This window comes from Streptomyces cynarae, from assembly GCF_025642135.1.
Classification (GTDB): Bacteria; Actinomycetota; Actinomycetes; order Streptomycetales; family Streptomycetaceae; genus Streptomyces; species Streptomyces cynarae.
On sequence record NZ_CP106793.1, the window covers coordinates 4688570 to 4710296 of the forward strand.

Consider the following 21727-nt stretch of genomic DNA (forward strand, 5'->3'; position numbering starts at 1 on the left):
GCGTCCACGATGGACCCCAGCCCACCGACCGGAGAGCACGATGAGCACCAGCCTGGAGCGCCGCTACACGGACCGCCTGGAGCGCCGCTACACGGACCGCCTGGAGCAGTTCACGGACCGCCACCCCCTCGCTGTGGATGTCGTGGTGGTCCTGGCGCTGATGGGCTGCGCCAGCCTCGGCAGCCATCTCACCCTGCCCGGCGCCGACCCGCCCGACCAGGACAAGACCGCCACCCTCCTCATGGGCGTGTCCTGTCTCGCCCTGCTGAAGCACCGCAGCCACCCGCGTACGGCCGTCACCGTGACCGCCGTCTGCACGGTGATCGCGGTCGCACTGGGCTACCTGCTCACCCCCCTGCTGCTGGCGCCGATCATGGCGGCGCTCTACTGGCTGGCCACGCAGACCGACCGGAAGACCACCCGCGTCTACGGCGTCACCACCATGGCGGCGCTGATGGTCGCGGCCGTGTTCTCCGACTCCATGGACCACCTCTCGCTGCTGCTCAGGACGATCGGCCCGTTCTTCTGGCTGCTGCTGCCGCTGGCCGCCGGCAACATGACCCGGCTGCGGCGCGCCTACCTGAAGGCGGTACAGGCCCGCGCCGAACACGCCGAGCGCACCCGTGAGGAGGAGGCACGGCTGCGCGTCACCGAGGAGCGCATGCGCATCGCCCGCGAACTGCACGACGTCGTCGCCCACCACCTGGCCCTGGCCAACGCCCAGGCCGGCACCGCCGCGCACCTCGTGCTCACCAGTCCGCAGCAGACGAAGGCGATCCTCACCGACCTGACCGGCACCACGTCCTCCGCACTGCGCGAGTTGAAGGCCACGCTGGGAGTGCTGCGCCAGACCGACGACTCGGCCTCCGCACCGCTGGAGCCGTCCCCCGGCCTCGCCCGCCTGCCGGAACTGGTCTCGTCGTGCGCGTCCGCAGGACTCACCGTCACGGTCACCACGACGGGGGAGCCGCAACCGCTCTCCCCGGGAGTGGACCTGACCGCGTTCCGGATCGTGCAGGAGGCGCTCACCAATGTCACCAAGCACGCCGCCGCCGAGGCCGCCCACGTACGGCTCGCCTACTCCGGCTCCCGTCTGCTGATCACGGTCAGCAACGACGGCCCGGCCGCCACCCCCGTCCCCGAGGGGGCCCTGAGCCGGGGCTTCGGCGTCATGGGCATGCGCGAACGCGCCCACTCCATCGGCGGCGAACTGTGTGCGGGCCCCCGCCCGGAGGGCGGCTTCGAGGTCACGACCGCGCTGCCGCTCCAGCCGTCCTCCGCCGTCGCCGAACAAAGCGAGACGTCATGAGCATCCGGGTACTGCTGGCCGACGACCAGGCCCTGCTGCGGGCCACCTTCCGGATCCTGATCGACTCCTGCGACGACATGGAGGTGGTCGGCGAAGCCTCCGACGGCGCCGAGGCGGTCGATCTGACCCGCGCCCACCACCCCGACATCGTCCTCATGGACATCCGCATGCCGGGCACGGACGGCCTCGCCGCCACGTCCGCCATCTGCGCCGACCCCGCCCTGTCCACCACCCGCGTCCTCATCCTCACCACCTTCGAGACCGAGGACTACGTCGCCCAGGCCCTGCGGGCCGGTGCCAGCGGCTTCCTCGGCAAGGACGTCACCGCCGACACTCTTCTGGCCGGCCTGCGCACCGTGGCCTCCGGGGAGGCCCTCCTGTCACCCGGCGCCACCCGCACCCTCATCACCCGCTTCCTCACCACCCCCGCTCCCGGCACCCACCTCGCACCCCCGGAACGCCTGGCAGACCTAACGGTCCGCGAACGCGAGGTCATGGCCCTGGCCGCGGAAGGGAAGTCCAACACCGAGATCGCCGAGGACCTCGTGCTCAGCCCGCTGACCGTGCGCACCCACATTCACCGCGCCATGACGAAACTCGGTGCCCGCGACCGTGCCCAACTCGTGGTCATCGCCTACCAGTCGGGCCTCGTACAGGCCGGCCCGCCCGTGCCCTGACACGGCGGGAAGGTCCCGCACACCGGAAGGCCCCGGCTCCGCGGAGAAGAAGCACAAGCACGACGAGAACCGAACTCACACTCTCGCGCCTCGAGGGGCGAGAGTTAGGCTCGTGCTGATCATTTTTACTCAGGAGGGGGTTCCGAGGTATGAGCGGAAGAGTGACGGCGGTCAGCAGTAACGGCGAGTATTCGTTCACCAAGCCGAATCGGGACAGCATCAGACTGCTCGCAGGGCTCGGTGTGGAGGGGGACGTGCACGCCGGTGTGACGGTCAAGCACCGCTCGCGCGTCGCGCAGGATCCCACGCAGCCGAATCTGCGCCAGGTCCACCTCATGCACGAGGAGCTCTTCGCCGAGGTCGTTGAAGAAGGCTTCGAGGTGGGGCCGGGCGAACTCGGCGAGAACATCACCACGCGCGGCATCGACCTGCTCGGGCTGCCGGTCGGCACGTTGCTGCGCATCGGTGACTCCGCGGTCCTGGAAGTCACCGGCCTGCGCAATCCCTGTCTGCAGATCGACAACTTCCAGGGCGGGCTGCTGAAGCAGGTCGTCGGCCGCGACGAGGCGGGGAACATCGTGCGCAAGGCCGGAATCATGAGCATCGTGAGGGAGGGTGGCGTGGTGCGCCCCGGTGACCCGATCGAAGCGGAAATTCCCAGCGGTCCGCACCGGCCCCTGGACCGGGTCTGACCGGCCTGCCGGGCGAGCCGGACATCCGGCGCGAGGGGCGCGGCTTCCGGGCTCAAGACCACGTCCCACCGTGGCCTGGTCCCGTGCGCTCCGGTTTCCGGAGGTACTTCTCCGCGACTTGCCGGACCGTGTCGTTCGCGGGAACGACTGTCCTTCGAACTCAGCCGTGGCCGGCCCGCATCGCTCCGATAGGATGTTCGAAACTTACGACGAATATCAACCGTCCGTCCGTCGTCGGAAGATCATCCTATCCGGCAATACTAAATAATCTTATTCGACCAACATCTAACAAACGGCTAACTGATTGAGACCTATAAAATCGCGGCTGCTTTCGCGAATAGACGGCAGAACTGCCTTCTCCGTGTGGCGTCAACCACGGGCGATGCTATGGGCCGCAGCGGGTGTGGCGGCCCTCGGACTGCTCATCACGCTGGAGATCGTCGCCCGTCGCTACGGCCTGCCGGGGCCGATGGCCAGCCAGGTGCGAGAGCTGATATACCCGCCCAAATCAGGCTTCTTGTTGTACGCCAGTCTGGCGTTGACGATGGTGGTGCTCACCCGGCGCGAACGGTTCATCGCGGCCGGTGCCGCGATCGGCATCGACGCCGCCTTCTTGCTGGTGCGGTGGGCGGTCGGTGCCAGGATGACCGGCGGACACCCCTTCGGCAACGGCGCCTTGTGGGTCATGTCGGGCTGTGCGGTCATCGCTGTCACGCGCCGTACCGGCCGGGAACGTGTCCTGATGCTGAAGGGCGTCGGGCTGGGCCTGCTGCTGGTGGCAGGCCGCAAGACCGGCGATACCTGGCTGCTGATCACGTCGAAGTCCCGCCCGGCGGTGTACGACCAGTACGTGGCCACCGCCGATCACGCGTTGGGTAATCCGTCCTGGCTGGTAGGTCGGATGGTCACGGCCACCGGCTCCATCGGCGCCCATGTTCTCAATTACGTCTACGCTCAGCTCGCGGTCGCCGCGGTCGTCGTCGCGCTGTACCAGCTGCGCCATGTGGCGGTCGAGCGCCGCTTCCCGAGCCATCACCTGGTGCGCACTTTTCTGGTGATCGGGCTCCTCGGGCCCGCCATCTACATGATCTTCCCGGTCGTCGGACCGCTCTACGCCTACGGCGCGGGCAACGAGCACTGGGCGTGGGCCGACCTGTGGCCGGCGACGCCGCCCACCGTGCACTGGGCGGTGGCCGATGTGTGGCCGAACACGCCGCCGCCGATCAGCACCCCGCACCAGATGCCGTTCGACCAGATCACGCCACGCAACTGCATGCCCAGCCTGCACACGGCGTGGGCCACCGCGATCTTCGTTCACTCCCGGAAGGGCCCACGAATTCTGCGCTTCGCGGGCACGTTCTGGCTGATCGCCACGCTCGGCGCGACGCTCGGGTTCGGCTTCCACTACGGTGCGGATCTTGTTGCGGGCGTGGTGTTCGCGCTCACGATCGAGGCGGCTCTGCGCTCGGTCGACCACGGCTGGGACCGATCAGGGATCCAGTTGGTCGCTCACGGTGCAGCGGTCTTCGCCGCACTCCTGCTGTCGTACCGCTATCTGCCGGTGGAGATGGCCGAACATCCATGGGTGTTCGGACCCCTTCTCATTCTGGCGATGACCTCAGTGGTCTACGGCTACGTACGGACCACCACCCTGTGGAAACCGAAGGCCGTACCACCGCGGCAACCGGAACCGCAGCCTGAAGCGGTCTGAGTCATGGCGCCTCAGGCCGTGGGCCGAGCGCTCCCCGAGCGGGACCGGCTGCCGGTGCGGGGGCGGACACACCGAATGCGACGCCTGCCGCACGGGACGGCGACGCGCGAGACGGAGTGATCGCGCGGGCAAGGTATCTTCCTCCCGCGGCACGTCGAGCTTCTCTCCGTGCCGCGTCAGGGAGGGAAGAAATGCGCGTATCACTGCTCCGGCGCCTGGCCACGCTGGCCACGACGCTGGGGCTCACCTCGCTCGGGCTGCTCGGTGCGGCCACGACGCCCGCACAGGCCGCGATCAGCGACTGCCCGGCGGGCTACTTCTGCGCCTGGAAGACCGACAACGGCACGGGCGCCATGTTCAAGACGAACACGAACAAGGCGACGCTGGGGACGTGGGACAACACGTTCCAGTCCGTGGTGAACCGAACGTCCAAGTACGCCTGCCTGCACGACGATCCGAACTACAGCAGGACCGGCGGCGTCACCTCGTGGGCCCCCGACCCCGCGGGGACCGAGTGGGGAGGCTCGCAACGTACCGTCAGCTCGGTGAGTTTCGTCGCCACCGAGCGGGAGTGCTGGTTCCCGGCCTACCCGGAGTGGTATTCGTCGACCACGCCCCAGGCGGCGGGCTTCGGTGATCTGAACGCCGACCGCAAGGCCGACGTCCTCGTCCGGGACAAGGCGGGCCGACTGTGGTTCCTGCGCGGCGACGGCACCGGGCAGCTGGTCGGCAGCGGCGGCTGGAACGCCATGAACGCCCTCGTCCGGCACGGCGACTTCAGCGGTGACGGCCGAGAGGACGTGATCGCCCGCGAGGCGTCCACCGGGAAGCTGTGGCTGTACCCGGGTGCCGGCACCGGCAGCCTCGGTGCGCGCAAGCTCATGGGCAACGGCGGCTGGAACGCCATGAGCCGGATCGTGGCGTACGGCGACCTCTCCGGCGACGGCCGCTCCGACGTGCTGGCCGTCGAGAAGGCCACGGGCAAGCTGTGGCTGTACCCCGGCACCGGCAGCGGCACCCTCGGTGCGCGCAGGCTCATCGGCAACGGCGGCTGGAACGCCATGAACGCCCTGGTCGGGGCGGGTGACATGAACGGTGACGGCCGTGCGGACCTGATCGTCCGCGAGGCGTCCACCGGGAAACTGTGGCTGTACCCGGGCAGGGCCGGGGCCCTCGGGTCCCGTGTGCTGATCGGCAGCGGCGGCTGGAACGTCATGGACACGTTCCTGGGCCTGGGCGATGTCGGCAGCGACGGCCGCGCCGACCTCGTCACCATCACCAAGAGCAGCTATGTCGGCGAGAGCTGCCGAGGGGTCGGCTGCCAGCTCGTGTACCAGGGCCGCGGCAACGGCACGCTGGGATCGCGCGTGGAGACGGCGAACGACTGGTTCGGCCTGAACGGCTTCTTCTGACCGAGGGGAAGGGTCTCCGCTCCCGGGCGGAAGCCCTTTCGCCTGCGTGGGACCGGGCAGCGCCGGTCCGACCTCGGCTGCACGCGCCTGCGACGAGCTGATCAGCCGCAACCCGTGCCGGATCACGGGAGCGGGCAAGGAGCCCGCCGCTGAGCGAAGGATCGCCACCGTCGCTCGGGTCGACGCCCTTGCCGATGCCGTCCGGCCCCGCCGGCGCCTCATGGTCCACCTCGACGCCTACGGTCCCATGCGGCCCGAGGAGCCGGTCGGACTCCGGCGCCGTCACGTCGACCCTGCCCGCGCACCGTACAGTTCCGCCAGTTCGCCGGCGACGGCGGTGAGTTCGGCGCGGGCCTCGGGCGGGTCGAGGACCTCGACGCAGGCGCCGAGGGAGAGCAGGCCGCGTACGTCGGGCAGCTCACGGAAGGCCAGCTCGGCGCGGGACCAGTCGTCGTCCACGGGTTCCGGCGGGGCGACCAGGCTGGAGGAGAACAGGCGCTGGAAGATCTCCAGCTGCGCGCGGCGGACCCGGCAGTGGACGCGGATCCCGTCCGGCAGGCTCTCGAAGCGTTCGCGCAGCAGACTCCAGACGGTCCCGAGGTCCTGGCCGGGGCGGTGACGGACGGGCTCGTCGGTGACCGCGGCGGCCACCACCCGGTCGGCGCGGAACAGGCGCGGCTCGCCGTCCCGGTCGGCGACCAGGTACCAGATGCCGGCCTTGCTGACCAGTCCGTACGGGTCGACGACGTAGGTGCGCGGTCGGCGGGCGTCGCCGCTGCGATAGGTCAGACGCAGCCGCCGGTCGGTGAACACGGCGTGCTGCAGTTGGGCGAGGTCCGTGTCGGAGGCCGTCCCGGAGCTCTGCATCCAGCGGACGGGGTCGACGAGGATGCGCCGCCTGGTGCGCTCGGCGTCGCCGCGGTGCGGGGCGGGCAGTGCGGCCATCACCTTGCGCAGCGCGGAGCGGATCGCCTCGCCCAGTCCGAGCGCGTCGTGGGTGCCCTCTGCGGCCAGGACGAACAGTGCCCGCGCCTCGTCGTTGGTCAGCCCCGTGACGTCGGTGCGGTAGCCGGGCAGCAGCCGGACACCGCCGCTGCGCCCACGTTCCGTCCACACCGGTACGCCGGCGCCGGACAGCGCCTCGACATCGCGGTAGATGGTGCGGACGGAGACCTCCAGTCGCTCGGCGAGTTCGACGTGGGAGACGCGCTCGTGGGTCTGCAGCAGCAACAGGATGGACAGGAGTCGGTCGGCTTTCACGCGAGTGAGCGTAAATCCTGACGCCCGATGTCACGTATGGCTGGAACGCTGTCCAGCCGGAAGACACCGCAACACGGGAAGAACTGGCTCACACCCATGACACATGTACTCCTGGCCGACACCACCGCGGGAACCGTTCGGGGGTGCGCCCTCCCGGACGGCAGCACGCTCTTCGCCGGTATCCCCTTCGCGGCTCCCCCGGTGGGCGATCTGCGGTTCCGCCCGCCGCAGCCGCCCGAGCCGTGGCGGGGCGTCCGCCGGGCCGACCGCTTCGCCCCGGCCCCCGCCCAGGGGGCCTCGACCCTGATGCCGGAGGCGAGCCAGAAATCCTCCTTCCCCACTTTCCCCACGGCGGAGATCAAGGAGACCTCCGAGGACTGCCTGCACCTCAACGTGTGGACGCCCGGGACACCGAGCGACGGCGGTCCGCGTCCGGTGATCGTGTGGATCTACGGGGGAGGCTTCGAGGCCGGTTCGGCTGCGCCCCCGTACAGCGACGGCGCGGCCCTCGCCCGCCAGACCGGCGCCGTCGTCGTCACCGCGAACTACCGCCTGGGAGCCCTCGGCTTCCTTCACCTCGCGGACCTCGGCAACCAGTGGGCCGGATCCACCAACCAAGCGATGCAGGACCAGGTGGCCGCCCTGCGCTGGGTCGGAGACAACATCGGCGCCTTCGGCGGCGACCCCGGCAACGTCACCGTGGCAGGCCAGTCCGCCGGCGCGTTCTCCATCGGCGCCCTGCTGGCCGCCCCGGCAGCCGCCGGGCTGTTCCACAAGGCGATCCTGCAGAGCGGCAGCACATCCCGAATCATCGACAGGGGCACCGCGTCCGCCATGGCGGAGGACTTGATCACCGCACTCGGTCTCGACGACGCCGAGGGCCTGCTCACCGTCCCCGTCGAGCGGATCCTGGACGCGCAGAGCACGGTCGTCACCGGCGACATCGGCCACCGCAATCTGCCCGGCGGCCGGACCTGGGGAGCCGTACTCGACGGCAGCGTACTGCCCCGCGACCCGCACCGGTGCGTCACCGAAGGCGCGGCCATCGATATTCCGCTGCTCCTCGGCACGACCCGCGACGAAGTACGCCTCTTCCAGATGATCGGCGGCGACTCCTTCCGGCCCGCCGACGAGAAAGCCCTGTACGACGAGATGCGGCGCGCTGGGATCACGGAGCCGGAGATGCTCCTCGACGCCTACCGTCAACGTGTCGCCGACCCCTACGACTTGTCCGCCCTGCGCAGCGTCTTCCTCAGCGACGCCGCCTACCGGATGCCGGCCGTCCGCCTGGCCGGGGCCCAGGTCGCCGCCGGAGGCCGCGCCTACCACTACCTCCTGCTCGACGAACCGTGCGGCCCGGCCATGGGCGCCTTCCACGGTGCCGACCTGCTCCACGTCTTCGACAAACTCTCCCTCGTCGGCGCCGACACCCCCGAACACCTCACCGCACGCGACACCCTCGTCAGCGCGTGGGCCGCCTTCGCCGCCACCGGTGACCCCGGCTGGCCGGTCTACGACCGGGACGCGGCAGGCAACTCACGAGCCGTCGCCGGCCTTTCGGCCTCGGTGAATCGGATGGTCACCGAACCCCCGAACGACGCCGCCACCGCACTCTGGCCCACCTGGTCCACCCGGCCCGCCCGAGACGCACGGAAGTGATCTCCGCTCGTGCCGGACCCGCGCAGAGCCGACCCGCCTGAACACCGCCCGCACACACAGCGCGCACTACCGCCGCGCGAGGGCTGTGCGCCCGCTGGGCCGCCCAAAAGGCACTTGCGCGGATCAGATCAGACGCCGCTGCCAACGCCTCCGCGAAGTCACTCAGCCACGGCGGGGCCGCAGGCCGTGCGGCTGCGGCCCCACTCGGGGCGTCGGGGTCAGGACGGGTCGCCGTACTGGAGGCCGCGTCCGTTGGTGCCGACATACACGCGGCCGTAGACGTCGGGGTCGCCGGTGATGACACCGAGGCTGCCGATGCTGCCCCACTGGTGCGCGTCGTCGTTGACGCGCAGCCAGGTGGCGCCCTTGTCGGTGGAGCGGAAGACCCCGGTGACGTCCTTGACGGTACCGATCAGGTACAGGGCCTGGTAGCCGGCGCCCGGCGCGGCCTTGCCGAAGCCGAGGGCGGAGGCGGACTGCACCGTACTGAGCGTGGTGAAGGTGCGGCCGCCGTCGGCGGAGTGCCTCGCGGTGAAGCCGCCCTGCGCGGCCTCAGTTCCGACACACCGCACCCGCTTCACCACCGCTGATGACGGCACCTTCACGATGGAGTACAAGCCGTGGCAGGGCGGCTACTTCCAGCTCGCACTGGACACCTCCGACGACCCGTTCCTCCAGGCCGGCACCGGTACGAGCGATGTCGTCCACGTGCACAGGGCATCGAAGTTCACGGCCTTCACGGCCGCCCGTTCCGACACGGGACAGGTCCACGCCGAGGGGCTCATCGACTTCCCCGACGGGTGGACGCCCGCCTGGATCAACGTCCATATCCAGTACTCGCCCGCCGGCGTGAACTGGTCGACGCTCACCACGGTCGAGGCTTCCTGGGGCGGCAGCGGCAATGATTTCGCCGCGGACGTCGACCAGAGCGATGCCGGCTACTACCGGGCCGTCTTCGACGCTGACGACAACTTCCAGTCGGCCACCTCGCAGGCAGTCTTCGTGGCGGCGTCCGCGTAGGGCCTGCTGTGTGAAACATCGCCTTGAGTTGTCGGACTCCGAGTGGGAGTTCGTGCGAGCGCATTGCATGTGCCCTTGCGGGACGGAAGCGGCTGGACGGCCGGTCCTGACGGGATCGCGTGGAAGTTCCGTGCGGGCTCGGCCTGGCGGGCGGATGTGGCCGGCACCGTCGACTGAACGGTGGCGGCCGACTCCGCCATCGTGCGCGCCCGCCAGCACGCTGCCGGAGCCGAGTAGGGGCTCTGCAGCCCGGGGCCTGGAAGGCCCCGGGCGGTCTGACCACCAAAATCCACCTTGCGTGTGACGAACTGGGCGGCCCGCTCGGCTGCACCGTCACCGGCGGCAACAGCAGCGACTGCACGCGGTCCACCGCCGTCATGCAGGCCGTACGCTCCTGGCAGCGGGAGCGGAATCGCCGAGGGTGCGTCGGACGCGCCGTAAGGCCGGTGATCGAGTCGACCGATTCCCAGCCTCGCTCGTCGAGACTCTCACGAAGAGGGCGTGCCACCTCGAATTGACCTGGACAACAAATAAACCCCAGGCGGCTGACCTGGGGTTTCGCATGGAGCGGGTGACGAGAATCGAACTCGCGCTCTCAGCTTGGGACGCAACGGCGCTTGGAAGGTCATGTGACCGTTGACCTGCGCTCATGTGGCGTAGCGGCCGCCTCGCGAGAACTGGTTCGCACCGCTGTTGACCGTGGTTGTCCGCTCTTACGGGCACGCTGTAGGCACGGCTCTGAAGCGCGGCAGGCCGAGCACCAGAGCGAACGAGCGCCGCTCTCGGCTCGGCCGGCTCATACGCCCAGCTTCAGGAGCGCTTTGCGAGTGGACAGTCATCCGGCGAAGCGTCCCGCCTGCACTTGGCTCATTTGCCGGCTTCAGGGCCGTACCACTGGAGTGGGCGGCACGCTGGTCTACCGCTGGGTCCTCAAGCCGGTCCTGACCGTGCCGGCCGGAAGCTATGAGTTCGCCGCCCAGTTCAACAACGGCACCGGCGTGCGCAGTGGCGCGGGCGACGGCTACCGCGTCGACGCGCAGGGGCCGGGCCACTCCGCGTCGGTCCGGGGAGGGTTCGCCCCGACCCGGTGAGCGCCCTCCACCTCGATGGGAGAACAAGTACCCGCACTGCTGGTACGGGGTCCAGTCGGCCGGGCCGACGTCGGTCCCGTCGGCGTAGGTGGCCTCCATTGTGGCCAGTGGGTCGCCGTGGAATTGGGTGGGGACGGTGACGGCGGCCGTGAAAATCACTCCCTCGATTGCGGCAACCTTTGTGTGCGTGGTGGCAACTGGCGGGTAACCGGGGCCGGATCACGGCCCGTTGTGTCAGAAGGACATGCCGTTGTCAGATCAGAACCGCTCTCATCGCCGCCGTCCGGCAACCCGCCGCGTGATCGCCGCCGCCGTGGTCCTCGCCGCCGCGGGTGCCGCCGTACCGCTGGTCGCGCTGGCCGCACGCACGCCGGAGGCCCGCACACCGACCACGGCCGCCGACGCGGCGGCCGGCAGCGGCCGTTACTTCGGCACGGCAGTGGCCGCGGGCAAGCTCGGCGACTCGGCGTACTCCACCATCCTCGACCGGGAATTCAACATGATCACCCCGGAGAACGCGATGAAGTGGGACACCATCGAACCCTCCCGGGGTTCCTTCAACTTCGCCCCCGCCGACTCGATCGTCAGCCACGCCTCCGCGCACGGCCAGCGCCTGCGCGGCCACACCCTGGTGTGGCACTCCCAACTGCCCGGCTGGGTCAAGTCCATCACCGACGCCAGCACCCTGCGCACGGTGATGAAGAACCACATCACCCAGGAGATGACCCACTACAAGGGCAAGATCTACGCCTGGGACGTGGTCAACGAGGCCTTCGCCGACGGCGGCAGCGGCCAGCACCGCAGCTCCGTGTTCCAGGACGTATTGGGCAACGGCTTCATCGAGGAGGCCTTCCGCACCGCCCGGGCCGCCGACCCGTCGGCCAAGCTCTGCTACAACGACTACAACATCGAGAACTGGACCGACGTCAAGACCCAGGGCGTCTACAGCATGGTCAAGGACTTCAAGTCCCGCGGCGTGCCCATCGACTGCGTCGGCTTCCAGAGCCACTTCGGCGCCGGCGGCCCGCCGGCGAGTTTCCAGACCACCCTGTCCAAGTTCGCCGCGCTCGGCGTGGACGTCCAGATCACCGAGCTCGACATCGCCCAGGCGCCTCCGACCGCCTACGCCAACGCCGTCCAGGCGTGCATGAACGTCGCCCGCTGCACCGGCATCACTGTGTGGGGCATCCGCGACAGCGACTCCTGGCGCACCGGTGAGAACCCGCTGCTGTTCGACGCGGGCGGCAACAAGAAGCCCGCGTACAACGCGGTGCTCACCGCCCTGGGCGGCAGCAGCGGCGGGGGCACGGTGGGCGGCGGCACGACGGGCGGGGACATCACCTCCGGCACCGTCTACACGCTCTCCAACGCGGCCGCCGGACGCGTTCTCGACGAGCCCGCGGGACAGAACGACAACGGCACCCCGGTCCAGGTGTGGGACGCCGGCGGCGCCTCCAACCAGCAGTGGCGGGCCAACCGGAACAGCGACGGCTCCTACACCCTGACCAACGTCGCCAGCGGCCGAGTACTGGACGAGCCGGCCAACCGGACGGCCAACGGGACGAGGATGACGGTCTGGGACTCCAATGGCGGCGCCCATCAGCACTGGAAGGCCAACCGGAACAGCGACGGCTCCTACACGCTCACCAACGTCGCCAGCGGCCGGGCGCTGGAGATCCCCGGCGGTCGGACCGCCAACGGCACTCCCGTTCAGATCTGGGACACCAACGGCGGCGGCGCCAACCAACGCTGGAACTTCCAGCCGACCGCGGCGCCGAAGAGCGACACATGTGCTCTTCCGTCGACATACCGGTGGACCTCGACGGACCCGCTAGCGCAGCCGGCGAACGGGTGGGCCTCGCTGAAGGACTTCACCACCGTGACCTACAACGGCAAGCACCTGGTCTACGGGTCGAACTACTCGGGATCGGCCTACGGCTCGATGGCGTTCAGCCCCTTCACGAACTGGTCGGACATGGCGTCGGCCCGCCAGACCGGCATGAGCGAGAAGGCGGTGGCGCCCACGCTGTTCTACTTCGCGCCCAAGAAGATCTGGGTGCTGGCGTACCAGTGGGGTCCGTGGCCCTTCAGCTACCGCACCTCCAGCGACCCCACCAACCCCAACGGCTGGTCCGCGCCGCAGCCGCTGTTCACCGGCAGCATCCCCCGCACCGACTCCCCCACCGGCCCGATCGACCAGACCCTGATCGCCGACGACAAGAACATGTACCTGTTCTTCGCCGGTGACAACGGCAAGATCTACCGGGCGAGCATGCCGATCGGGAACTTCCCCGGCAACTTCGGCTCGTCGTACACGACCGTCATGAGCGACACGGTGAAGAACCTGTTCGAGGCACCGCAGGTCTACAAGGTCCAGGGCCAGAACCAGTACCTCATGATCGTCGAAGCTCGCGGTGCGAGCGAGCAGCGCTACTTCCGCTCCTTCACCGCCACCAGCCTGAACGGTCCGTGGACCCCGCAGGCCGCCACCGAGTCCAACCCCTTCGCGGGCAAGGCCAACAGCGGAGCCACCTGGACAAACGACATCAGCCACGGTGACCTGGTCCGCAACAACCCCGACCAGACCATGACCATCGACCCCTGCAACCTGCAGTTCCTCTACCAGGGCAAGTCCCCCGACACACCGCCGAACACCTCCTACGACAACCTGCCGTACCGGCCCGGCATCCTCACCCTGAAGCGCTGACCCGCCTGATCCACGCTACTCACCGCATCGAGGAACCCCAGCCGTGCGCCGGCTGGGGTTCCGATCGTTTGGGGACCAGGCGGAGGCTCGGCGAGGCTTTGTCGGGCTGATGGGTGGGCTCCTGGTCCTGCGCGGTGTGGGCGCCGGCGTCCCCGCCGTCACCTGTCAGCACGATCACCCCCTTCGCCAAGGCCGCCGCGATCGGCGCCCGCACCGACGGCGGCATGGCCGGCGCCGACCGGAGAAGTCCTCAGCCCGACGAAGATGACGAAATGCGCCCTCATCGAAGAGATGGGGGCGCATTCGTCAGCTTCACCTACTTGAGTGCTGTACCGCCCGAGTTGTGATAGGCGATCGTCTTGTTGATCAGGTTTCCGCCGTCGGACTCGACCGTCGTCTGTTCCTGCTGCCCTGGACCGAAGAACAGGCCGGCGACATGGGCGTTCGCGACCTGGTCCATGTGGGCGAAGAACCAGTCCACCTTGTCGTCCTTGTAATGGTTGAGGGTGTTGTTCTGCGCCATGTTGCCCACGGGGATCTGCCACAGGACCACCGGCTTGCCCACGGACTCGGCCATCGTCTTGTAGAACGTCAGTGCGGCGGCGGCCTTCTGGTCGGTCCAGAAGTGGTCACTGCCGCCGTGAGCCGGCTGTGCGTACCAGCCCGCGTCGCGGTCCGACACATCGGTGGCCAGGAAGTCGGCGTTCTGCGCCCCGAGGTTCGCGTAGTCCTTGACGCAAGCCTGTGTGTCGGTCTCCCAGTCGAAGCAAGAAAGGTGCATCCCCACGGCGGTGTTCGGCGCGTACTTGTGCGCCATCGAGATCAGGCAGCGGGCGAGTCCGGCGGCGCTGTTCTCCTGCGATCCGCAATCCTTCGGATTCGCGCCCGAGACCTGTGCGGGAACCTGGTGCGGATCGCCGAGCGACCGGACGTAGCCCCAGAAGTCGGGCTCAAGGTCGATCGCGTCGTGCGACGTGCCGATCTTCTGGAGGAAGAAACGGTAGTCGTTCAGGTACCGCGTGAGCAGGTCAAGCCGGTTGATGGCCTTGACCTCGCCCGGACCGTCGCCCTGGCCTGCCGCATCCCCGAGGTCGCGCAACGAGTACCAGGTCCAGAGCATCTTTTGCGGACGCGGGCTGCCCTTGTACGTCGCGTGGGCCGCCACGTCGTCCCGCCAGGTCACGTAAGTACCGGGCGCCGTGGTGCTGCCGTTCCAGCAGCCCCACCAGCTCGACCACGCGTCCTGGCAGCGCGCTGCCGAGTAGTAGTCCGACGAGGGCGCGGGCTGGCTGTGCACATAGGCGTACCGCACGTCGAACGGAGCGGCGGCCGCCGAGGCGTCGGACATCGAGCCGCCGATGAGCACCGTGTCACTGCCCATGAAGCGTTTCGTCGAGCTGCCGCCACCGGCCGCGGGCGACGAAGACGAAGACGACGGTCGCGTGCCGCTCGGAGTCGGGCTTGCGGGAACGCCGCTGCCGGGCGCGGTGGGCGTGCCGGCGCCGCCGACACTCCCGGCCGGGACGAGTTGCCACTGCTGATCGGCGCCGCGGTCGCGGTTCTGGACGACGCCGCCCCCGTCGGCCTTGGCGGCGTTGTGGACACCGACAGCCATGCCACTGAAGCGATTGACCAAACGCACGTAGCCGTTCGACGACTTGGCCAGTTTGAACTGCTGGTTGGTGCCGTTCAGGTCTTTCCACTGCACGATGGCGGAGCCGGCGGTCTTCGACCAGCCGAGGTCGTCCAGCACCTTGCCGGAGTTCCGGTTCTTCAGCCGGTAGTACCCGTCACCCGCGTCGATGAACCGCCACTGCTGGTTGGTCCCGCCGTGGCGCGCCCACTGCACCACCGCCGCGCCGTCGTTCTTGGCGGAGCCGCGGTCGTCCAGCACCTTGCCGCTGTTGCGGTTGACCAACACGTACCACTTCTTCAGATCCAGGGTTTTTTGCTGCGCCGAAGCCTGGCTGACCACGACAGCCGAGCCGGCAACGACCACCATGGCGAGACCCGCCCAGAGACCCCGACGCGCGAGCAACCGACGGCCACGATGCTTCGGGTGACCACCGCGGGCGTGGCCGTCGGCACGGTGGCCGCCGACGCGGGACGCCACCGATGACGTGGGTGGGCCGGGGACATGTCTGTGCTCTCGTTCCAGGGACATGCCTGTGCTCTCTTTCAGCCGTCGCATCTGACCGGACCACTTGGCCGGACAACGCTGAGTGGTCCGAGACGCCGAAAAGGTTGCCGCGAAGATCCACAGATTTTTTCGCCTTGACCGCTTCCCGTTCGCTGCGGAGCACGGCACGCATAACGCCGGCGGTGGCGAACGCCTGATGGCTGGTCGGGGAAGGTGCGGGACAGCAGCGAGATCCCGACCCGGCAAGGCCGCTCCGAGCGCCTCGCCGACCTTGCGGCTGCCACCGGCAGTGCCCACTGTCTGTGCGGCACCGGTGGTCTGCGTTACCTCGACGCCAGCCCCTTCGACGCCCACGGCATTCCCGTGCTGCCCTTCCACACCCCTGTGGATGACCCACTCTGGCAGGGGGCTCGCCGATCCAGCAGCCTGTGGGCCCTGAGCAAGATCGGGTCCGATGCGCTTGCGGACCACCTGGCCGCCCAACGAGAAGCCCACCATCCTGGACCCCACCCGTGACCGCCGGCATTTCCGACACCCTCGCCCTGGGCATCCTGTGCGAGGGATACGGCATGTACCTGAACTCGGCCCAGGTCGCCCCACCCCGTACCGCCGGAGTCTGGGCGAGCTGTGCGAGATGGGCGTGCTGGTCGGCTCGTACGAGCCTCACTCACCGGCCCAAGGCCGGCGGTGGTGCTGATCGATACCGCTCGGAGCCACTGGTCTTTGGAGACCACCTGGAAACGCGACCGCTGATCACCCCACACAGCAAAAAGGCCCGGGTCTCTGACCTGGGCCTTAATCATGGAGCGGGTGACGAGAATCGAACTCGCGCTCTCAGCTTGGGAAGCTGATGTTCTACCATTAAACTACACCCGCGTAAGTTCCGCCCGGAGATCCGGTCCCGGAACGCTGCTCACTGTACCTCATCCCGGACCCCCGGTGCTCGCGCCCTGGGGTCCGGTGTCGTTTCGGGGCGTGGATGTGGCTGCGGCGGGCCGGAGTTGGGGCGTACGGTGGTGGGGGAGCGGAGGGGTCGTGCGCGGTCGGAGTGCCGCGTGGAGGGCCGTCCCTTTCATCCCGTAATGTGGCTTTCGTCGTCCGTCACGGCAGTGAGACGAAGCCTCTTGGGGAAGGGATTCTGAGGACTTGATGGAGCGCACGGTCGTCCGTTGTGCCGAAGGGCACGTGTTCAGCACCGCTTCGTTCCCGATGCAGCAGGCCGAGCGCCTCGGCCCCGGCCGGCTCGTTCGGTGTCCGCGCTGCGCCCGGCTCCGCAGCGCGGTGCCGGTGACCCTGCAGAAGCAGTAGCGGCAGGGGCGGAGAGGCCCTGGCGGCCAGCGGTTCGGGCGCGTGGAGTCGTCGCGATTGTGGTGGCTCCGCGCGCCTTGCGTATTCTCAGGGCGTGCTTCTCTCAGACAAGGACATCCGGACCGAGATCGACAAGGGCCGGGTCGTGATCGACCCGTTCGATCCGAGCATGGTGCAGCCCTCGAGCATCGACGTGCGGCTCGACCGCTACTTCCGGGTGTTCGAGAACCACAGGTACCCCCATATCGACCCCTCCATCGAGCAGGTCGACCTCACGCGGCTCGTCGAGCCCGAGGGCGACGAGCCGTTCATCCTCCATCCCGGGGAGTTCGTGCTGGCCTCGACCTACGAGGTCATCACCCTGCCCGATGATCTTGCTTCGCGGCTCGAGGGCAAGAGCTCCCTCGGGCGGCTCGGGCTCGTCACCCACTCCACCGCGGGGTTCATCGACCCCGGCTTCTCCGGGCACGTCACGCTCGAGCTGTCCAACCTCGCCACCCTTCCGATCAAGCTCTGGCCGGGCATGAAGATCGGGCAGCTGTGCATGTTCCGGCTCAGCTCGCCGGCCGAGTTCCCCTACGGCAGCGAGCGGTACGGCTCGCGCTACCAGGGCCAGCGCGGTCCCACGCCGTCCCGTTCCTTCCTGAACTTCCACCGGACACAGGTGTGAGCGAGACATGACCAGCGACGCACGAGAGAACCTGACCTACGAGGACTTCGGACGCGCCGTCCGGGAACTCGCGCAGACCATCGCCGACGACGGCTACCAGCCCGACATCGTGCTCAGCATCGCGCGCGGCGGAGTGTTCGTGGCCGGCGGGCTCGCGTACGCCCTGGACTGCAAGAACATCCATCTGGTCAACGTCGAGTTCTACACCGGTGTGGGCACCACGCTCGACATGCCGGTGATGCTCGCCCCGGTCCCCAACGCGATCGACTTCACCGACAAGAAGGTGCTGATCGCCGACGACGTGGCCGACACCGGCAAGACTCTGAAACTCGTGCACGACTTCTGCGTGGAGACCGTCGCCGAGGTCCGCTCCGCGGTGATCTACGAGAAGTCCCAGTCACTGGTGAAGTGCGAGTACGTGTGGAAGCGGACCGATGACTGGATCAACTTCCCGTGGTCTGTTTTGCCTCCAGTGCGTAAGTCGGGAGAGCCGATCACGCCCTCGAAGGAGGCCCTATAGATCGAGGCTGGGGGCTGGCGCCCCGGATGACGACCGCCCAGGTGTCAGTGCCTACCGATATGCTTCTGCCGTCCACTTCCGGTCCATTCCGCGCCTCGGCCAGAGGAGCTGAGGACCCCGGAACCTTAGGGGTTGGCACCACCCGACGGGAAGTGAGACATGGCAGTAGAGCGAGAGCCGCAAGAGTCGGAGAGCGGTCAGGGCGGGGGCCCCACGAAGGCCCAGATCTTGATCGCGATCCTTACGACCATTACGGCGATCGCAAGCTGTGTGGAGCATCCGGCGCGCTAGCGCGCCGACGCTGAGTGGTGCACCGGACGAAGGCAGGGCAAAGCAAAGCGAGCCCGGCCGTTGCATAGTCGGCCGGACCCGCTTAACGACTCCACGCGTGAGCCCGGTCCTGGTTGCAGCCAGGATTCGGGCTCACGCTGCGTGGAGCCAAACTATGAAGCGTCACTCGCTGTGATCGCCTGCTCTTTGACCTGGTGTACAGATTTGCCCGTGGTCATCCACGACTATAGCTTCCCGGTCCCCGCTGGTCCTCTCTGGTCCTCACGGGTTTTCGAACCCTGCGGTGGGGCCGCTCTTGCCCGGCTCGGTTCGCCGCTGCTGGTGTCACCAGGTGCGCGCTTTCCAAGTCTGTTGGTGGTCCAGCGGCCAGCATCCCGGCGCGTTCACCTGGGTTCATGCCCGTCCGCCTGTTCAGCGGAAGTCGTCGGCCGGCTCGCCTGAACGATGGTGACCGCCGCTGAATGAGACGGAAACTGAGACGGACGGGCGGCTGACCAGGCCGTTCAGATCACTAACCGCAGGCGCATCCGGCCGCTGCCGGGGTCTCCTCGGTGGTCTGGCTGGTGCAGCAGCCGTCGCCGGTCGCGTTGGGGTCGGCGCTCTTGCCGAGGGTGTCGGCGTCGGCCTTCACGACGTAGACCTCCCAGGGCTCCTTGCCGGGCCCGTGCACCCACACCTTGTCCTGGAGGGCGTAGCAGCAGGACGTGTCGTTCTCCTCGAAGGTGGCCAGGCCGGTGTCCTTGAGTCGAGTGGTGGCGGCGTGGACCTGGTCGGTCGACTCGACCTCGACGCCGAGGTGGTCCAGGCGGGTCTCCGCGCCGGGCTCGCCCTCGATCAGGACGAGCTTGAGCGGGGGCTCGGTGATGGCGAAGTTGGCGTAGCCGTCACGCCGCTTGGCCGGTTCGGTGCCGAACAGCTTCGAGTAGAAGGTGATCGACGCTTCCAGATCACTGACGCGCAGGGCGAGCTGAGCACGGGACATGACGTGACTCCCATCTGGCTGCATTGATGTCTGTCGATACAGAGCTTGCGCGTTGAATCGAGAATCGTCAACATAGAAGCATGTCGAAGCAAGAATTGGTGGTACTCGGGCAGGACGATCAGTCCGCTGCCTGCTGCCCGGGGCTGGTGACCGCGCCCCTGGACGAGGACCAGGCGGCCGAGCTGGCGAAGATCTTCAAGGCACTGGGCGACCCGGTGCGCCTGCGCCTGCTGTCGCTGATCGCTTCGCGGGCCGGTGGCGAAGTCTGCGTGTGCGACCTGACCCCGGCCTTCGAGCTGTCCCAGCCGACGATCTCGCACCACCTCAAGCTGCTCCGGCAGGCGGGTCTGATCGACTGCGAGCGCCGAGGCACCTGGGTCTACTACTGGGTGCTGCCCGGCACCCTGGACCGGCTCGCCGCGTTCCTCACCACGGCACAGAAGGCCGAGGCGACCGCGTGAGCGCACCACTCACGCGTCGCGCCCTCGCTGAAGCCCTGGGGTCGGCCGCCCTGGTCGCCGTAGTGGTCGGCTCCGGCATCCAGGCCACAGAGCTGACCCACGACGTCGGCGTGCAACTGCTCGCCAACTCGCTGGCCACCGTGTTCGGACTGGGCGTGCTCATCGCGCTGTTCGGCTCCGTCTCCGGCGCGCACTTCAACCCCGTCGTCACGCTCGCGGCCTGGCTCACCGGCCGGCGCACCCCTGATGGGCTGACCCTCCGGGACGTGGCCGCCTACATCCCCGCCCAGACAGGCGGAGCGATCGGCGGCGCCGTCCTGGCCGATGCCATGTTCGCCAAGCCCCTGGTGCAGTGGTCCAGTCATGATCGTTTCGCCGGTCACCTGTGGCTCGGCGAGCTGGTCGCGACCGCCGGTCTCGTCCTGCTGATCTTCGGGCTCGGACGTACCGGCCGGGCTCACTTCGCCCCGGTGGCTGTGGCCTCCTACATCGGCGCGGCGTACTGGTTCACGTCCTCCACATCGTTCGCCAACCCCGCCGTCACCGTCGCCCGCGCCTTCACCGACACCTTCGCCGGCATCGCGCCCGCCTCGGTCGGCCCGTTCATCGCGGCCCAAGTCGCCGGCGTCGTGGTCGGCCTGGTCCTGGTGGCCGCCGTGTTCGCACAGCCCACACCGACGCCGGTCACATCGGTCCCCGCTCCCGGCGAACCGGAACTCGCCGCCCCCGCCAGCCTCTGACCACCGCACCCGGAAAGACACCACCATGCCCTCTCCCGCCGAGCGCCCCTCCGTCTTGTTCGTCTGCATCCACAACGCCGGGCGCTCGCAGATGGCGGCCGCCTTCCTCACCCACCTGGCAGGCGACCGTATCGAGGTGCGCTCCGCCGGATCCGCCCCCGCCGACACCGTGAACCCGGCCGTCGTCGAAGCCATGGCAGAGCTGGGCATCGACATCTCGGCCGAGGTGCCCAAGGTGCTCACAGTGGAGGCCGTCCAAGCGTCCGACGTCGTGATCACGATGGGCTGCGGCGACACCTGCCCCTTCTTCCCCGGGAAGCGCTACCTCGACTGGGAACTCCCCGACCCGGCCGGGCAGGGCGTCGCAGCGGTCCGCCCGATCCGCGACGAGATCGAGAAGCGCATCCGCGGCCTGGTCGACGAAATCGCCCCGGCGAGCTGACCATGGACACCGCCGCCGAGTACCGCATCACCGCGATGGGCACCGAGCACGCCCACCAGGTCCTGACCATCTACCAACTCGGCATCGACGAAGGAAACGCCACCTTCGAAACCACCGCCCCCACCTGGAAAGAGTTCGACGCCGCCAAGCTGCCGCAACACCGATACGTCGCCCTCGACGACGCGGGCAGGGTCCTGGGATGGGTCGCAGCCGTGCCAGTCTCGGACCGATGCGCGTACGCCGGCGTCGTCGAACACTCGGTGTATGTCCACCCCGACGCACGCGGCCACGGCATCGGCGCCGCACTCGTCCAGGAACTGATCAGGTCCACCGAGGTCGCCGGGATCTGGACGATTCAATCCGGCATCTTCCCCGAGAACACCAGCAGTCTCGCTCTGCATCAGCGGACCGGGTTCCGCGTCATCGGCACTCGCGAACGCATCGGCCGGCACTACGGCATGTGGCGCGACGTCGTCCTGGTCGAACGCCGCAGCCCTCTCGTTGAATAGAGCGAACGCATGCCGACACGTCAGGCCCTGGATTGCGACGGGGCAGACTTGCTCGCACTCGGCAGGATTCCAGGTCCTGCAAGCATCTGATCCGTAGCTCAATGTGGATCGGCCACCGACGGTCGT

18 protein-coding genes, 1 tRNA gene and 4 pseudogenes are annotated in these 21727 nt (G+C 68.6%); 17 read left to right on the forward strand and 6 right to left on the reverse strand.

Translation table 11 applies throughout. The features are described from left to right. The first annotated feature begins 40 nt into the window (after nt 1-40). The 6 genes and pseudogenes from N8I84_RS21495 to N8I84_RS21520 all read left to right on the forward strand — a co-directional run. Entirely contained in the window at nt 41-1309 is a 1269-nt protein-coding gene (locus tag N8I84_RS21495) for a sensor histidine kinase (protein WP_263231008.1), read from the forward strand. Then, nucleotides 1306-1986 (forward strand): response regulator transcription factor, encoded by a 681-nt coding sequence (locus N8I84_RS21500; protein WP_263231009.1) that lies wholly within the window; start codon nt 1306-1308, stop codon nt 1984-1986. The genes N8I84_RS21495 and N8I84_RS21500 overlap by 4 nt, the downstream gene beginning before the upstream one ends. Nucleotides 1987-2135: 149 nt before the next feature. Continuing rightward, nucleotides 2136-2678: an MOSC domain-containing protein gene (locus tag N8I84_RS21505; RefSeq protein WP_263231010.1), complete on the forward strand. Its 543-nt coding sequence runs from the start codon at nt 2136-2138 to the stop codon at nt 2676-2678. 382 nt (nt 2679-3060) lie between these two features. After that, nucleotides 3061-4389, forward strand: a complete 1329-nt coding sequence (locus N8I84_RS21510; RefSeq protein ID WP_263231011.1) for a DUF5933 domain-containing protein — start codon at nt 3061-3063, stop codon at nt 4387-4389. A gap of 191 nt (nt 4390-4580) precedes the next feature. Further along, complete coding sequence (locus N8I84_RS21515) at nt 4581-5801, forward strand: FG-GAP-like repeat-containing protein (RefSeq protein ID WP_263231012.1); 1221 nt, start codon at nt 4581-4583, stop codon at nt 5799-5801. Nucleotides 5802-5892: 91 nt separating this feature from the next. Continuing rightward, a pseudogene (locus N8I84_RS21520) lies at nt 5893-6093 on the forward strand (tyrosine-type recombinase/integrase); the annotation flags it as partial. On the opposite strand, the gene N8I84_RS21525 reads toward N8I84_RS21520, so the two are convergent. Beyond that, nucleotides 6084-7061: a helix-turn-helix transcriptional regulator gene (locus N8I84_RS21525; RefSeq protein ID WP_263231013.1), complete on the reverse strand. Its 978-nt coding sequence runs from the start codon at nt 7059-7061 to the stop codon at nt 6084-6086. The pseudogene N8I84_RS21520 and the gene N8I84_RS21525 sit on opposite strands and share 10 nt — an antisense overlap. Before the next feature lie 96 nt (nt 7062-7157). Between N8I84_RS21525 and N8I84_RS21530 the strand changes: the two genes are divergently transcribed. Further along, nucleotides 7158-8720 carry a carboxylesterase/lipase family protein gene (locus N8I84_RS21530; protein ID WP_263231014.1) on the forward strand — a complete coding sequence of 521 codons (1563 nt, stop codon included), beginning with the start codon at nt 7158-7160 and terminating at the stop codon, nt 8718-8720. Between the two features lie 218 nt (nt 8721-8938). Here N8I84_RS21530 and N8I84_RS21535 read toward each other — a convergent pair. Beyond that, a pseudogene (locus tag N8I84_RS21535) lies at nt 8939-9244 on the reverse strand (carbohydrate-binding protein); the annotation flags it as partial. On the opposite strand from N8I84_RS21535, the gene N8I84_RS21540 reads away from it, so the two are divergent. Together N8I84_RS21540 and N8I84_RS21545 are read left to right on the forward strand one after the other, a co-directional pair. Continuing rightward, on the forward strand, nt 9213-9740 hold the full coding sequence (locus tag N8I84_RS21540; RefSeq protein ID WP_263235066.1) for a hypothetical protein: 528 nt from the start codon (nt 9213-9215) through the stop codon (nt 9738-9740). The pseudogene N8I84_RS21535 and the gene N8I84_RS21540 sit on opposite strands and share 32 nt — an antisense overlap. A gap of 899 nt (nt 9741-10639) precedes the next feature. Next, nucleotides 10640-10831, forward strand: a complete 192-nt coding sequence (locus N8I84_RS21545) for a hypothetical protein (protein ID WP_263235067.1) — start codon at nt 10640-10642, stop codon at nt 10829-10831. Between the two features lie 30 nt (nt 10832-10861). Here the strand turns inward: N8I84_RS21545 and N8I84_RS21550 are convergent. Continuing rightward, nucleotides 10862-10990 (reverse strand): annotated as a pseudogene (locus tag N8I84_RS21550) (hypothetical protein); the annotation flags it as partial. Between the two features lie 85 nt (nt 10991-11075). On the opposite strand from N8I84_RS21550, the gene N8I84_RS21555 reads away from it, so the two are divergent. Continuing rightward, entirely contained in the window at nt 11076-13538 is a 2463-nt protein-coding gene (locus N8I84_RS21555; RefSeq protein ID WP_263231015.1) for a non-reducing end alpha-L-arabinofuranosidase family hydrolase, read from the forward strand. Between the two features lie 316 nt (nt 13539-13854). Here N8I84_RS21555 and N8I84_RS21560 read toward each other — a convergent pair whose 3' ends face one another. Beyond that, complete coding sequence (locus tag N8I84_RS21560; protein WP_263231016.1) at nt 13855-16056, reverse strand: RICIN domain-containing protein; 2202 nt, start codon at nt 16054-16056, stop codon at nt 13855-13857. A gap of 140 nt (nt 16057-16196) precedes the next feature. On the opposite strand from N8I84_RS21560, the pseudogene N8I84_RS21565 reads away from it, so the two are divergent. After that, nucleotides 16197-16529, forward strand: a pseudogene (locus N8I84_RS21565) (hypothetical protein); the annotation flags it as partial. Here N8I84_RS21565 and N8I84_RS21570 read toward each other — a convergent pair. Then, nucleotides 16481-16554, reverse strand: a tRNA-Gly gene (locus tag N8I84_RS21570). The pseudogene N8I84_RS21565 and the gene N8I84_RS21570 sit on opposite strands and share 49 nt — an antisense overlap. A 526-nt stretch (nt 16555-17080) precedes the next feature. On the opposite strand from N8I84_RS21570, the gene dcd reads away from it, so the two are divergent. Continuing rightward, on the forward strand, nt 17081-17656 hold the full coding sequence (dcd, locus tag N8I84_RS21575; RefSeq protein WP_263231017.1) for a dCTP deaminase: 576 nt from the start codon (nt 17081-17083) through the stop codon (nt 17654-17656). Between the two features lie 7 nt (nt 17657-17663). Next, nucleotides 17664-18176: a phosphoribosyltransferase gene (locus N8I84_RS21580; RefSeq protein ID WP_263231018.1), complete on the forward strand. Its 513-nt coding sequence runs from the start codon at nt 17664-17666 to the stop codon at nt 18174-18176. Nucleotides 18177-18978: 802 nt separating this feature from the next. Here N8I84_RS21580 and N8I84_RS21585 read toward each other — a convergent pair. Further along, a complete protein-coding gene (locus tag N8I84_RS21585; protein ID WP_263231020.1) occupies nt 18979-19449 on the reverse strand; it encodes an ArsI/CadI family heavy metal resistance metalloenzyme in 471 nt (156 codons plus the stop codon). Nucleotides 19450-19529: 80 nt separating this feature from the next. Between N8I84_RS21585 and N8I84_RS21590 the strand changes: the two genes are divergently transcribed. The 4 genes from N8I84_RS21590 to N8I84_RS21605 are packed head-to-tail and all read left to right on the forward strand — an operon-like array spanning nt 19530 to nt 21601. Further along, nucleotides 19530-19910, forward strand: a complete 381-nt coding sequence (locus tag N8I84_RS21590) for an ArsR/SmtB family transcription factor (RefSeq protein ID WP_263231021.1) — start codon at nt 19530-19532, stop codon at nt 19908-19910. Next, the gene (locus N8I84_RS21595) at nt 19907-20650 is read left to right on the forward strand and encodes an aquaporin (RefSeq protein WP_263231023.1); all 744 of its coding nucleotides are present in this window, start codon (nt 19907-19909) and stop codon (nt 20648-20650) included. Before N8I84_RS21590 ends, N8I84_RS21595 begins: the two co-directional genes overlap by 4 nt. Before the next feature lie 25 nt (nt 20651-20675). Further along, on the forward strand, nt 20676-21092 hold the full coding sequence (locus tag N8I84_RS21600; protein ID WP_263231024.1) for an arsenate reductase ArsC: 417 nt from the start codon (nt 20676-20678) through the stop codon (nt 21090-21092). Between the two features lie 2 nt (nt 21093-21094). Beyond that, complete coding sequence (locus N8I84_RS21605) at nt 21095-21601, forward strand: GNAT family N-acetyltransferase (protein WP_263231025.1); 507 nt, start codon at nt 21095-21097, stop codon at nt 21599-21601. Nucleotides 21602-21727 lie beyond the last annotated feature (126 nt).

What these genes read in the sequence shown, in the direction of transcription:
- N8I84_RS21555 (WP_263231015.1), top strand. Translation starts at nt 11,076, where the DNA reads ATGCCGTTGTCAGATCAGAACCGCTCTCATCGCCGCCGTCCGGCAACC.
- N8I84_RS21600 (WP_263231024.1), top strand. Translation starts at nt 20,676, where the DNA reads ATGCCCTCTCCCGCCGAGCGCCCCTCCGTCTTGTTCGTCTGCATCCAC.
- N8I84_RS21585 (WP_263231020.1), bottom strand. Translation starts at nt 19,449, where the DNA reads ATGTCCCGTGCTCAGCTCGCCCTGCGCGTCAGTGATCTGGAAGCGTCG.
- N8I84_RS21500 (WP_263231009.1), top strand. Translation starts at nt 1,306, where the DNA reads ATGAGCATCCGGGTACTGCTGGCCGACGACCAGGCCCTGCTGCGGGCC.
- N8I84_RS21530 (WP_263231014.1), top strand. Translation starts at nt 7,158, where the DNA reads ATGACACATGTACTCCTGGCCGACACCACCGCGGGAACCGTTCGGGGG.
- N8I84_RS21605 (WP_263231025.1), top strand. Translation starts at nt 21,095, where the DNA reads ATGGACACCGCCGCCGAGTACCGCATCACCGCGATGGGCACCGAGCAC.
- N8I84_RS21590 (WP_263231021.1), top strand. Translation starts at nt 19,530, where the DNA reads ATGTCGAAGCAAGAATTGGTGGTACTCGGGCAGGACGATCAGTCCGCT.
- N8I84_RS21510 (WP_263231011.1), top strand. Translation starts at nt 3,061, where the DNA reads ATGCTATGGGCCGCAGCGGGTGTGGCGGCCCTCGGACTGCTCATCACG.
- N8I84_RS21505 (WP_263231010.1), top strand. Translation starts at nt 2,136, where the DNA reads ATGAGCGGAAGAGTGACGGCGGTCAGCAGTAACGGCGAGTATTCGTTC.
- N8I84_RS21515 (WP_263231012.1), top strand. Translation starts at nt 4,581, where the DNA reads ATGCGCGTATCACTGCTCCGGCGCCTGGCCACGCTGGCCACGACGCTG.
- N8I84_RS21580 (WP_263231018.1), top strand. Translation starts at nt 17,664, where the DNA reads ATGACCAGCGACGCACGAGAGAACCTGACCTACGAGGACTTCGGACGC.
- N8I84_RS21495 (WP_263231008.1), top strand. Translation starts at nt 41, where the DNA reads ATGAGCACCAGCCTGGAGCGCCGCTACACGGACCGCCTGGAGCGCCGC.